This window comes from Cellulomonas aerilata (genome assembly GCF_007991755.1).
Taxonomy (GTDB): Bacteria; Actinomycetota; Actinomycetes; order Actinomycetales; family Cellulomonadaceae; genus Pengzhenrongella; species Pengzhenrongella aerilata.
In genome coordinates this window covers 27,884-40,406 of the sequence record NZ_BJYY01000020.1, presented here as the reverse complement: position 1 = coordinate 40,406, position 12,523 = coordinate 27,884, and the positions used below count along the sequence as shown (strand labels likewise).

Annotated in this window: 11 protein-coding genes; 3 read left to right on the top strand and 8 right to left on the bottom strand. The window is 75.2% G+C overall.

Features of this window, described 5'->3' with window-relative positions; genetic code table 11:
* Window positions 1–3: 3 nt before the first annotated feature.
* Complete coding sequence (locus tag CAE01nite_RS16045) at window positions 4–1,128, bottom strand: LacI family DNA-binding transcriptional regulator (protein ID WP_146906542.1); 1,125 nt, start codon at window positions 1,126–1,128, stop codon at window positions 4–6.
* Window positions 1,129–1,434: 306 nt separating this feature from the next.
* Between CAE01nite_RS16045 and CAE01nite_RS16040 the strand changes: the two genes are divergently transcribed.
* The gene (locus CAE01nite_RS16040) at window positions 1,435–3,651 is read left to right on the top strand and encodes a SpoIIE family protein phosphatase (protein WP_186816631.1); all 2,217 of its coding nucleotides are present in this window, start codon (window positions 1,435–1,437) and stop codon (window positions 3,649–3,651) included.
* A gap of 87 nt (window positions 3,652–3,738) precedes the next feature.
* On the opposite strand, the gene CAE01nite_RS16035 is transcribed toward CAE01nite_RS16040, so the two are convergent.
* The 7 genes from CAE01nite_RS16035 to CAE01nite_RS16005 form a co-directional block, all read right to left on the bottom strand.
* Complete coding sequence (locus CAE01nite_RS16035; protein ID WP_246131276.1) at window positions 3,739–4,410, bottom strand: biliverdin-producing heme oxygenase; 672 nt, start codon at window positions 4,408–4,410, stop codon at window positions 3,739–3,741.
* Window positions 4,411–4,467: 57 nt separating this feature from the next.
* Window positions 4,468–5,562 (bottom strand): pirin family protein, encoded by a 1,095-nt coding sequence (locus CAE01nite_RS16030; RefSeq protein ID WP_146906539.1) that lies wholly within the window; start codon window positions 5,560–5,562, stop codon window positions 4,468–4,470.
* Window positions 5,563–5,641: 79 nt separating this feature from the next.
* Window positions 5,642–6,427 (bottom strand): ZIP family metal transporter, encoded by a 786-nt coding sequence (locus CAE01nite_RS16025; RefSeq protein ID WP_146906538.1) that lies wholly within the window; start codon window positions 6,425–6,427, stop codon window positions 5,642–5,644.
* A 90-nt stretch (window positions 6,428–6,517) separates the two neighbouring features.
* Window positions 6,518–7,498, bottom strand: a complete 981-nt coding sequence (locus CAE01nite_RS16020) for a L,D-transpeptidase family protein (protein ID WP_246131275.1) — start codon at window positions 7,496–7,498, stop codon at window positions 6,518–6,520.
* Between the two features lie 120 nt (window positions 7,499–7,618).
* Window positions 7,619–8,074, bottom strand: coding sequence for a nuclear transport factor 2 family protein (locus CAE01nite_RS16015; protein ID WP_146906536.1), 456 nt, complete (start codon window positions 8,072–8,074; stop codon window positions 7,619–7,621).
* Window positions 8,075–8,292: 218 nt separating this feature from the next.
* Window positions 8,293–9,891: a high affinity choline transporter 1 gene (locus CAE01nite_RS16010; RefSeq protein ID WP_146906535.1), complete on the bottom strand. Its 1,599-nt coding sequence runs from the start codon at window positions 9,889–9,891 to the stop codon at window positions 8,293–8,295.
* Between the two features lie 145 nt (window positions 9,892–10,036).
* The gene (locus tag CAE01nite_RS16005; RefSeq protein ID WP_146906534.1) at window positions 10,037–10,750 is read right to left on the bottom strand and encodes a TetR/AcrR family transcriptional regulator; all 714 of its coding nucleotides are present in this window, start codon (window positions 10,748–10,750) and stop codon (window positions 10,037–10,039) included.
* A 142-nt stretch (window positions 10,751–10,892) separates the two neighbouring features.
* On the opposite strand from CAE01nite_RS16005, the gene CAE01nite_RS16000 reads away from it, so the two are divergent.
* Window positions 10,893–11,759: an urea amidolyase associated protein UAAP1 gene (locus CAE01nite_RS16000; protein ID WP_146906533.1), complete on the top strand. Its 867-nt coding sequence runs from the start codon at window positions 10,893–10,895 to the stop codon at window positions 11,757–11,759.
* On the top strand, window positions 11,756–12,523 hold the full coding sequence (locus CAE01nite_RS15995) for an urea amidolyase associated protein UAAP2 (protein ID WP_146906532.1): 768 nt from the start codon (window positions 11,756–11,758) through the stop codon (window positions 12,521–12,523). Before CAE01nite_RS16000 ends, CAE01nite_RS15995 begins: the two co-directional genes overlap by 4 nt.

Genomic DNA, 12,523 nt, shown 5'->3' with positions numbered 1-12,523 from the left:
GGACTAGGCCTCCTGGGCGCTGCTGGGCGGGGTGGGTGACGGCGGGGTGGGTGACGGCGGGGTGGGTGACGGCGGGGTGGGTGACGGCGGGGTGGGCTGCGGGGTGGGCACCTGCGGCCCGAGGGTGGACTCGCGCTCGACCACCCGGAACGGCGCGACGTGCTCGACCGCCGGGCGGGCGGCGCGGGCCGGGTCGGCGATGCGCTCGACGAGGAGGCGGACCGCGGTGCGGGCGATGTCGTGCCGTCCGGGGTCGACGCTCGTGAGCGACGGGGTCGAGTAGCGCGCGTCGTCCAGGTCGTCGAAGCCGACGACCGCGACGTCGTCCGGCACGGCCAGGCCGCGCGCGGACAGCACGCGCAGAGCGCCGAGCGCCATCGCGTCGTTGAGCCCGAAGATAGCGTCGACGGCGGTGCCGCTGTCCAGCAGGCGGCTCATCGCCTCGGCGCCGGTCGCGCGCTGCCACCGGTCGCCCGGGACGACCAGCGCCGGGTCCAGCGCGAGGCCGGCCTCGTCCAGGGCCCGCCGGTAGCCGGCGATGCGCAGCGAGGCGGAGCCCGTCGGTGCCCCGGGGTGCGCGCCGAGGATGGCGATACGGCGTCGTCCCAGGTCCAGCAGGTGCCGGGTGGCGGCGTACCCGCCGTCCTCGTTGGCCATGGTCACGTGGTCGGTGGGGCCGTGGAAGATCCGCTCGCCGAGCAGGACGAGGGGGTAGTCCACCGACAGCGCGGCGCGGTCCTCCTCGCCGAGGGCGAGCGGGGAGAGGATCAGCCCGTCCCGCATCCGGCGCCGGGCACCGTGCAGGACCTCGAGCTCGCGGTCCCGCTGGGCCCCGGTCTGCTCGATAAGCACGGTGACGCCGAGGTCCTCCCCCGCCTGGATGACCAGGTCGGCGAGCTGGGCGAAGTACGGCTGGCTCAGCTCGGGGACGGCCAGCCCGATCATCCCGGTGCGCCCCTGGCGCAGGTTCCGTGCGGCGACGTTGACCTGGTAGCCGAGCTCGGCGATCGCCGCCTCGACCCGCTCCTTCGTCGCCGGCCGCAGGTGCGCGTAGCCGTTGACGACGTTGGAGACGGTCTTGACCGACACGCCCGCGCGCCGGGCGACGTCGTGCATGGTCACCGGCATGGACGTCCCTCGGATCGGCGCGGGCGGCGGGTGGTCACGGCTGCGGGCGGGTGGTCACGGCAACGGGCGGCGGGTGGTCACGGCTGTGGGCCGTCGGTCACGGCAGCGGTGCCCGGTCGAGGCGGTCGGTGGCTGCCCGGGCGACGTGCGCTGCCCCGGCCCGGCGAACTCTACAACGATGTACAGCGTCCTACAACGATGTACGGCGTCGGCAGCAGGAGGTGTGCCGGCCGACTAGGGTGGGCGGCGATCGAGCGTTCGCGAGGCACACGTCCGCGCGCACCTGCCTGGCGTGAGGACACCGCGATGACCAGCGTGACCGAGCCTGCTCTCCCCGAGATCGACTGCGCGGACGAGCCGATCCGCATCCCGGGGTCCGTCCAGGCGCACGGCGTGCTGCTCGCCGTGGACGAGAGCGACCACACCGTGGTGATGGCGTCCGCGAACGCCGCCGAGCACCTCGGGCAGGACGCGGCGAGCCTGCGCGGGCGCCGTCTGCAGGACGTGCTCGGGCCCGACGGCGTGCCGTCCCTGGCGGCCGGGGAGGAGAGCGCCGAGCCGCGGCGCATCGACGTGCCGCTGCCCGACGGGACCCGCCGCGCCGTCGACCTGCTGGCCCACCGCAGCGACGGGATGCTCGTCGTCGAGCTGGAGCCCCCGGTCGGGTCGGCGCCCGAGACCGCCCCGCGCACGCGGCTGGCGCTGCGCGCGCTGCAGGGTGCGACGAGCCACGGCGAGCTGACCCGCATGCTCGCCGCGGAGATGCGCCGGGTGACCGGGTTCGACCGTGTGATGGTCTACCGGTTCGACGACGACTGGAACGGCGAGGTCGTCGCCGAGGAGGCACGCGAGGACCTCGAGCCGTTCCTCGGGCTGCACTTCCCGGCGTCCGACATCCCGGCCCAGGCGCGCGCGCTGTACACGTCGCAGTGGTTGCGGTCGATCCCCGATGCCGGCTACACCCCGAGCCCGCTGATGCCGGGCCTGAACCCGCGCACCGGCCTGCCGCTGGACCTGTCCGGGGCGGCGCTGCGCAGCGTCTCCCCCGTCCACCTGCAGTACCTGGCCAACATGGGCGTGCGGGCGTCGATGTCGGTGTCCCTGCTGTCCCACGGGCGGCTGTGGGGGCTGGTCGCGTGCCACCACTACGCCGGCCCGCACTACCCGAGCCCCTCGACCCGCAACGTCGCGGAGTTCCTCGGGCGCACCGCGTCGCTGCTCATCCAGGGCAAGGAGGACGAGGGCCGGTACGTCGACGCGCTGGCGATCAGCGCGACCGCCGCCGATCTGACCCGGTCCCTGGCCGGCAACATCCGCAACCCGCTGGACTCGCTCGCCGGGGACGGCGGGGCGCTGGACCTGATCGAGGGCGCGTCCGGCGTCGCGATCCGCGTCCACAACGAGCTGCGCCTGCTCGGCGAGACGCCGTCCGTGCAGGACGTCGAGGCGCTCGCCGGCGTCCTGTGGAGCAGTGGCCGGACCCTGGTCGTCACCGACGCCCTCGGTCGGGACCTCGCCGCCACCGAGCTGACCGCGCGCATCGCCGGCACCGCCAGCGGCGTGCTGGGCGTGCCCCTGACGTCCGGCGAGCGCAGCGACTTCCTCATGTGGTTCCGCCCCGAGGTGCTCCGTGAGGTGCAGTGGGCCGGGGACCCGCGCAAGGCGGTCCAGCGGACCGACGACGGGCTGCGCCTCACGCCCCGCGCCTCGTTCTCCGCCTGGGTGGAGCAGGTCCGCGGGCGGTCCGACCCGTGGGCGCCGGCGGAGACGGCGGCGGCCCAGCGGCTCGGGCAGGACGTCGACGAGCTGCTGGCCCGCCGGTCCGCGGAGGACAGCCGCATCGCGGCCGCGCTTCAGCAGATCGTGCTGACCGAGCGCCCGGTCATCCCGGCCGGGTTCTCCCTGGCGTCCCGCTACGTGCCCAGCGGCAACGACATCATCGGCGGCGACTGGTACGACGTCACCGTGCTGCCCGACGGCCGGGTGGTGCTCATGGTGGGCGACGTCGCCGGCCACGGGATGGGCGTCGCGGCGATCACCGCCCAGATGCGTCACGCGCTGCGCGCCTACCTGGTCAACGAGGGCAGCGCGTCCACGGCGCTGCGCCGGCTCGGGACCCTCATCGGCGCCCTGCTGCCGGGCAAGCTGGCGACCGTGGTCGCCGCGGAGCTCGACCCGCAGACCGGCAGCGCCCGCATCACCAGCGCGGGCCACCTGCCGATCCTGCACCTCGGGGCCGAGGGCGGCCGCCTGCTGCACGAGGCCACGGGCCCGGCACTGGGCGTCGACGTCGCCCGGGACTACGCCGAGGTGACGGTCGAGCTGGCGCGGGGCGACGCGCTGGTCCTCTACTCCGACGGCCTGGTCGAGGAGCGCGGGGTGCACCTGCTGCGCAGCCTGGAGCAGCTGCGCGACCGGGCGGCGGCCGGCGGCCGCGACCCCGACGGGCTCTGCGAGCGGCTGCTCGCCGGTGCGCCGCAGACCCGCGACGACGTGACCGTGCTGGCGCTGTCGCGGTTCTGAGGGCCGGGGACGGGCGAGGGCGCATCCCGCGCCCCGGCTCGGGGCTCGGGGCTCGGGGCTCGGGGCTCGGGGCTCGGGGCTCGGGGCTCAGGCGACGTCGGTCGCCGGCTCCCGGCGCACGGCGGGCAGGTGGACGGCGCCGAGGTCGGCGAAGACGTCGGCGTTGAGGCGGAACGCCACCCGGGCCTCGTCGATCACCCGCGCCCGCTCGTCGACGCCGAACGGCAGCGCGTCGAGCCGGGCGCGGTAGGCGTCCTTGAAGAGCTTCGGCTTGGGGATCGACGCGAAGGTGTAGAACGCCAGCGCGTCGTCGGGCACCGCCATCGTGCGGCGCAGGACCGTCCGGATCGCCTGCCCGCCGGACAGGTCCCCCAGGTAGCGCGTGTACGCATGGGCGACGTACCCCCCGACCCACGTCTGGGCTGTGGCGCGCAGGCGGTCGACGTAGCGCCGGGTCGCCGGCAGCACCCGCAGCCCGTCACGCCACGTCGGACCGCACAGCACGGCCAGGTCGCTCTCGATCGACCCCGACCGGGCCAGTCCGTCGACCACGACGCTCGCTCCGGCGCAGTCGGCTCGCACGAACGGCTCGGCGGCCTCCAGGGCGTGGTAGATCGCGTGGTGCTGGGACAGCAGGTCGACGTAGGCCGCGAGGGGAAGACGGCCGGCCATCAGCTCGCCGACGAAGGGCATGTGCTCGGCCTGCTCGTGCTCCGTCCGGGTGGCGGTCCGGAGCGCGGCGGCGAGGGGCGTGTCCACGGGGCTGAGGATGCCACGTCCGGACGACCAGCCGGGCTGACGGGGTGGCGCGCGCCCTCAGCTGCGCGGCTTCAGGCGCTGCAGCGGCATCGGGGGTGCCGGCAGCGGAGGGTGCGCGTGCCCGGTGACGGTCCCGAACCTCGAGCCCGGCCGGGGCCGCCCCATCGGGCCGTCCGGGACGGCGTCGGGCGGCACGCCGTCCGCCGCGCCGAGGTCGGCCCGACGTGGGTCACCGGCGGCCGGGTCGCCGGCCACGGCGATCTCGGCGTCGTCCGCGCCGATCTCCTGCTGCCACCGGTCCCGGGCGGCCACGACCTCGTCGTGGGAGCGGCCGATGAAGTTCCACCACATGACGATGCTCTCCCCCAGCGGCTCACCGCCGATGAGGACGACCCGCAGGTCGGCGTCGCCGAGCGCCCGCACGGCGAGCGTCGACGTGCCCGGCGGGACGTACAGCAGCTCGTCGCGCTCCCCGCGCACCCCCTCGACCTCCGCGGTGCCCGTGTCGACCAGCACCGCGTGCTCGAACGTCGGGTCGACCGCGAACGTGTGCTCGCAGCCGCCGCCCAGCACGACCTCGGCGCCGACGAGCGGCGAGAACGTCGGCACGGGGGACGTCGACCCCTGCAGCGTGCCCAGGAAGACCCGGACCGCACCGTCGTCGAGCAGCACGACCGGCGGGGCGTAGTGGTCGAACGCCGGACGGGTGTCGCGGTGCCGCTCGGGCAGCACCGTCCACAGCTGGACCCCGTGCAGCACCCGGGTCTGCGCGGTGGAGTCCTCGGAGTGGCTGATCCCGTGCCCGGCGGTCATGAGGTTGAGCTCCCCCGGCCGCACGAAGGCGTGCGTCCCGAGGCTGTCGCGGTGCTCCACCTCGCCGGAGAACAGCCAGCTGACGGTCTGCAGCCCGGTGTGCGGGTGCGGCGGGACCTGCATGCCGCCCGTCGCGGTCACGTCGTCGGGCCCGTAGTGGTCGAGGAAGCACCAGGCGCCGACGAACGACCGCGCCCGCTGCGGCAGGGTCCGGCGCACGGACATCGCGCGGATGCCCCCCAGCGGCACGTCGCGCGGGGTCAGGACCTGCACGCCCGCGGCGGCGGTCTCCCGGTCGTCGCACAGCAGCGCGTCGGGCCGGGTGTCGAGGTTGGTCACGAGTCCTCCTCGGACGTCGACGCCGTGACCGCCGTCGGCCGGCGGGGGCAGCCCCCATCCTGCCCCGACGCGGGGCTGCTCAGGTGAGGGACAGCACGAAGGACAGCAGGAAGCCGGCCGTGGTCGAGAGCGCGACGGTCGGCCCCCCGTCCTCGTAGGCCTCGGGCATCAGCGTGTCGGCGAGCGAGGCGAGCACCGCACCGGCCGCGAACGCGAGCGGCAGCGAGATCGTCTCCCCCGACGCGCGCGACAGGGGCCCGGCACCGAGGACGACGGCGAGCGTGAGGAGGACGCCGCACAGGGTCCACAGGGCCAGCACCGAGAGCCGGGACCGTCCCTGCGCACGCATCGACGCCGCCCCGACGAGGGCCTCGGGGAAGTTCGACACGAAGATGGCCGCCAGGAGCGCCAGTCCCCCGGTCCCCTCGCCGATCGAGACCCCCAGGGCGACGTTCTCCGGCACGCCGTCGAGCGTCACGGCGGCGAGCAGGGCGAACCCGGCGGCGCCGCGCGTGGACGCCGACGACGGCGCGTGCTCCTGCGCCGCGGCCTCCAGGTCCAGCTTGTCGCTGCCCTCGTCGCCGGACGTGGTGCCCGACCCCGCGCGGGCAGCCGCGTCCAGACGCGCGCTCAGCAGCGTGAACACCACGGCACCACCGGCCAGACCGAGCGCGGCACGGCCGATGCCGCCGCGGTCCACGGACTCCTCGAACAGCTCGAAGGCGAGCGCCGTGATGAGGGCTCCGGCGGCGAAGGCGAGCATGCCCGCCAGCACGCGCTTGGGCAGGGTGGCCCACCCGCCGACCAGAGCACCCAGCACGAGCGCGCTGGACGCGATCGCCCCGAACAGGATGACCTCGCCCATGGGTTCACCCAACCGCAGCGCGGCCGCCGTGACCAGGCCCGACGGCACCGGGTCCGACGTACCAGCGCGGGCGACGGGCCACGGCCGGGGTCAGTAGACGTGCACCGGCGTGCCCAGCGGCGCGCCCCAGGTGTCCCAGATCCAGTCCATGGCGGCGTTCGAGACCCGCACGCAGCCGTGGGACGCGGGCCACGGCGGGATCGAGCTCGAGCCGTGCACGGCCCACCCGCCGCGGAAGTACTTCGGCCGGTACATCGAGCCGAGCTCCAGGGTGGACTCGTGCATGCCGTCGATCTGCCGGACCACGCTGTAGTCGCCGGTCGGGGTGACGGCGCGCTGGGTGCGGCCCAGCGCCTCGTACGGCTTGCCGTTGCCGGACGACGCGTTGACGACCCGGGTCACGACGCCGTCGTCGACGGCGAGCAGCAGCTGGGCGTCGAGGTCGACCTCGATCGCCCGGCCGCTCGTGGTGCGCGGGGCGGGAAGGGTGCCGGCGTCGAGCGCGGCCAGCGTCGCCGGCCCGACGACGCCGTCCCGGCCAAGGCCCGCGGCCTTCTGCAGGGCCCACACGGCCTGCTCCGTGCCGGCACCGAAGCGGCCGTCGGCCGCGGTGAGGAAGTAGCCCAGGTCGATCAGGCGCTGCTGCAGCGCGAGCACCGCCTCGCCCTCGTCGCCCCGGCGCAGCCCCGTGGGCTCTGCGGGGGGCGCGGGCTCCGGTGCGGCAGCGGGCGGCGCCGGCTCCGCCGGTGCGGGTGCCGGCGCGGGTGCCGGCGCCGGTGCGGGCGCCGGCGGCGCCGGCTCCGGGGCGGGCGCCGGGGTCGAGGTGGGCGGGGGCGTCGGGGTCGAGGTGGGCGGGGGCGTCGGGGTCGACGTGGGCGTCGGTCGTGGAGCCGGGGTGGCGCGGTCGGACGCGCTCGGCGACGCCGTCGGGCCCGGCGACGGTGCGGCGCCCTGGGCGCTCGTCAGACCGGTGCCGCACCCGGTCAGCACCACCCCGACGAGCAGCATCGCGCTCGCCGCGACAGCACCGCGCCGGACCCCGCGCCGCCCCGCCGCTGGTGAAGCGGCCACGTCCTGCACCATGGTGAGCCCCCGTTCGTCGCGGCGACCCCGCGGTCGCCTGAGAATGATGACGCGCGAGCGGTCCGGAACGTTGTCTCCTCGACGCGGGCTCGCGGCGCGCCCCGCGTTTCACCCGGTCGCCGCGGGCCCTGCCTGTCCGCCCTCGGTGGCGTGGGACCGTGCCGGCGCCTGCCCCGACAGGCGCCGGACGCTCTCGTCGATGTCGGCGCCCTCCCGCTCGACGTCCTCCAGGTACAGCCGCGCCCCGACGACCTGCTCGTCCCGTACCTGGAAGAGCGCGACTCCTCGCACCTCGAACGGCTCGCCGTCGGTGCGCCTCCCGGTCCAGTGCCACTCCGACCACACGGTGTCCCCGTCGACCACGCTGCCGAGCAGCTCGGCACGGAAGTCCGGGACCCCGGCGAACATGGCCTCCCAGTTCGCGCGCATCTGCGCCCGCCCGCTGAAGTCGCGGGCCGGGTGGGCGGGCTGCCGGCTCTCGTACCCGGGGGCGAAGAGCGCCGCCGCGCCGTCCAGGTCGTGCGCGTTCATCGCGGCCGCCAGCCGCTCCACCAGGTGGGTCATCGTCGGCCTCCACCGGTGGGCCCGTCGACGTCCGGCGGGCGCGCCGGTCACCACCATGGTCCTCCGTGGCGGGGTCCGGAACCAGGTCCTGCGTACCGCACGGACCTCGCACGCAGGCGACCCCGGCGCGACGGCGGCGAGCGCTGTCGTGCCGGGGCGCAGGCCGCGCCGCGTGCCCGGGTCGCGTGCCGCGGTCCCTCCGTCCGCGGGCGACGCCGTCAGACCTGCGGTGCGACCGGCAGGCCGGCGTCGGGCAGTGCGGGCGCCGGGGCCGCGGCGATCACGGGGGACGACGGCGGGGCGCCCACCCGGGCGACCGGCACGGCCACGGCGTCCGGAGCGGTGACCGGGACGTCGCCGTCCGCGATCGACCAGGCCTCCTCCGTGATCGTGCGGGGCCAGACCGTCGCCGCGATCAGGTACGCGACGAGCGAGGTCAGGCCGCCGTAGAACGTGGGCCACCCGTCGAAGCTCGCGGGCACCAGGTCGTTGGGCAGGTAGGCGACGTCGTTGGGGACGCCGTACATCGTCGGCGTCAGGACGAACAGGCCGATCCGCACGACCAGACCCGTCACCATGGCGGCGACGGCCGCCCGCGTGCCGCCCCGCTTCCAGAACAGGCCCAGCAGGAAGGGCACGACCAGGCACGCCAGCATGAGGTCGAAGGCCAGGGTGAGCAGGATGCCGGTCTGGGCGACCTGCAGGGCCACGGTCACGCCGAGGATCACGACCGGGATCATCGCCATCCGGGTCCAGCGCAGCAGCGGGTCGCGCACACCGGGCTCCGTCGTGACCCGCCGGACGCCGAGGATGTTGCGCACGGCCACCGCGGAGGTCGCCAGGATCGCCCCGGACGCGGTGGAGAAGGACGCCGCGACGATGCCGGACAGCACGAGGATGGTCAGGGCCGGCGGGGCGTAGTCGTCGAGCAACGTGAACAGCACGGGCCCGTCGGCCATGTCGAGCCCGAACGCGGAGACCGCGGCGAGCGAGACGAGGGCGTAGGCGACGCCGATCACCGCGGTGCCGGCCGCACCCGTGAAGCACGAGCGCCGGGCGACCTCGGGGCTCCGCGCCGAGAAGATCCGCTGCATGAAGTCGATCGCCACGATGTCCCCGATGCCCAGCGAGAGCAGCGTGGCCCAGTTGATGGGGGCACCGGCGTCGGTGGAGGTGAGCTGCTCGAAGTCGAACGGCCCCATGCCGTCGGGGATGGAGAACCCGATCGTCGAGCCGACCCACCACAGCAGCGCGGCGGTCGCGGTGAGCGTGATGACGATCTGGATCGCCGCGGTGTAGGCGTCGGAGAACATCCCGCCGCCGATCGTGTAGACGAGCACCAGCACCACGGCGATGCCGACGCCGAGGGTGTAGTCGAGCCCGAGGAACCGCTCGAGCAGGAACCCGCAGGCCACCAGGTTCCCCGCCATGAGGATCGCGAACGCGAAGATCATCAGCAGCGACGACGCCACCTCGACCCCGCGCCCGTAGCGCAGCCGGTAGAAGTCCGCGAGCGTGAAGAGCCCCATCCGGTTCATCGGCTTGGCCAGGAAGATCCCGGTCAGCAGCAGGCAGAGCGCCAGCCCGAGCGCGAGCGACGCCCCGGACCAGAAGCCGAACGCCGACGTGAGGTCCGTGTTGCCGACCGTGGCGTTGGAGTCGACTGCGGCCGCCATGAGGGACGCCGCGACGAGCGGCACCCCCAGGCGCCGGCCCGCGACGAGGAAGTTGGCACTGTCGCCGTCGACCTTGCGGGCGACGACGATTCCGACGAGGACGACAGCGAGGACGCTGAGTCCGACTCCGGCGATGATCACGGCACACTCCGATGCACGAGCGCAGGGGGGACCCGGTCGCGGACGAGGTGGCCGCGGGACCGGCGCCGGGGAGTTTCCTGTCGCCCGACAGGCTCATTGATCACCCGGGCCGTGTCCGGGTCGATGCGCTCGTGCAACGGTCGTGTTAATTCTCCGGCCGCGCCGCACGATTCTGCGGAAAGCGCGCGACGCCGAGATCCGGGAGCGTCGCGCGCAGCGCCAGGCCCTCGGCGCGCACGGCGGCGAGCCCGGCGGGGGTCGCGCCGAGGAGGCGCTGCACGGCGTCGGCGACCCGGGGGGCGACGTCGTCGGCCCGGAGGTCGGGCTCCTCCCGGCGCCGCAGGATCACGCTCTCGACGAGCCCGATCGCCAGGGACGACAGCTCGCCGACGTCCTCGCCGCGCACGCCGGGGTACTGCCCGACGAGGTCGGCGTACCCGGCTCGCAGCGCCAGGTGCAGCGCCCGGAACGGCGCGAAGCGCTCGTCGGACAGCTCGGGGAGGAAGTACAAGGCCCCCAGGTTGTCGCGCGGTGCGCACAGCAGCTCGACGTCGGCGGCGGCGAGCGCCCACAGCCGGGCCGGCACGCCGGCGTCGATCCGGGCGAGCAGCTCGGCGTTGCGCAGCGACGGGCGCACCGTCCCGAGCAGCAGCTCGTGCAGGATCGCGTGCTTGCCGGCGAAGTGGTGGTACATCGACGCCTGCCGGACGCCGGCGCGCTCGGCGATCGCGTACGTGCTCGTGGACGTGTAGCCCACCGTGCAGAACAGCGCCGCGGCGGCGTCCAGGAGGTCCTGCGCGGTGCCGCGCCCGGTCGCCTGCTCGGCGTTCGCCCGGGGCCGTCCGGGTCTGCGTGCCATAGGTGTTCCTGCCATGGGCCGGGGACCGTACACCGCGTAATCCGCTGTTCACGCAATGGTGACGGACGCGGAACACCGGCCGTCCACCCTCATTCCTGTCGACCAACAGATTCGGCCTCGAGAATCGTGAGCGGAGAGCCACATGACCGGCAGCAGCAGCGGCACGGCCACCACAGCGGGAGCACGTGAGCACGCCCGGGCGCAGGAGGCGCAGGCCCTGGACGGCGCGGCCGGCGGGCGCCTGGCGATGCCGGTCCTGCCGGCCAGCGCCTGGCCCACGCCTCCCCCCGGCGTCGCCGCCGGCGACCTCGTCTGGGCCGAGACGCTCGGCGCGGGCGGGTACACGCACCTGGTCGTGGAGCGCGGCACCGCCGTCCGGCTGACCGACCTCACCGGTGACGCCTGCGCGCACGTCCTGCTGCACAACGCCGACGAGCCGTGGGAGCGGCTCAACGTCGCCGACACGGTCAAGGTCCAGTGGCAGGTGCACCTGACCGCCGACCACCTCCTGCTCTCGGGGCAGGGACGGGCCCTGGCGAGCATCGTGGCGGACACGTCGGGCCGGCACGACAGCCTGTTCGGCACCACCACGCGCCGGCGCAACGAGGAGCGCTACGGCGACGGGTCCGCGCACGGGCCGTCCCCGGCCGGGCGCGAGCTGTTCACGCTCGCCGCCGCCAAGCACGGCCTGGACCGCCGGGACCTGCCGCCGAGCATCTCGTTCTTCCAGGGCGTCCGCGTGGACGACGACGGCCGGCCCCGCCCCACGGGCTCCGCCGGCCCCGGCGCCGCGGTCACGCTGCTCGCCGAGATGCGCCTGCTGGTGCTGGTCACGAACACCGCCCACCCGCTCGACCCGGCGCCGGCCTTCCGGAGCGGGCCGCTGGAGGTCGTCGCCTGGCGCGCGACGCCCACCACGCCCGACGACGCCCGCTGGACCGCGACCCCCGAGGGGCGCCGCGCGCTCGAGGCGACCGCCGCCTACCTGACCACGAGGGGGACCCGATGACCACCACCATCACGAGCGCCGCCGCCGCCGGGCCGCGCGCCGCCGACCCGACCACGCAGCCCGCCGTCCTGCTCGATGAGGTCGTCCCGGCGCGGGCGCCCTGGTCGACCGTGCTGCCGGCGGGCAGCGAGCTGACGATCGTCGACCTGGAGGGCAACCAGGCCGTGGACTTCCTCGCCTACGACGCGCACGACACGTCCCTGCGCTACAGCGCGCCGGACACCATCGCGGCGCAGGGGTCGATCTTCCTCACCACCGGCAGCGTGCTGCTGGACTGCGAGGCCGACCCGCTGCTGACCGTCGTCGCGGACGAGTGCGGCCGGCACGACACCCTGGGCGGTGCCTGCTCCAAGGAGTCCAACGCCCTGCGGTACGGCCGGCACACCGCCGGGCAGCACGCGTGCGCGGAGAACTTCCTCGTCGAGGGCAGCCGGCACGGGCTGACCGCCCGCGACCTGGTCTCCAACGTCAACTGGTACATGAACGTCCCGGTCGACCCCGACGGCGCCCTGGGCATCGTCGACGGCATCTCCGCGCCCGGGCTGAGCCTGACGCTGCGCGCCGAGCGCGACGTCCTGGTGATGGTGTCCAACTGCCCGCAGGTCAACAACCCCTGCAACGGCTTCGACCCGACCCCGGTGCGGATGGTCGTCACCGCGCCCGCTCCTGCCGCCGCCACCGCCGCCGCCACGCCCGTGCCGGCCACCGTGCCGGCCACCGTGCCTGCCCCCGTGCCGGCGCCCACCGACGGGCCGGAGGCCTGA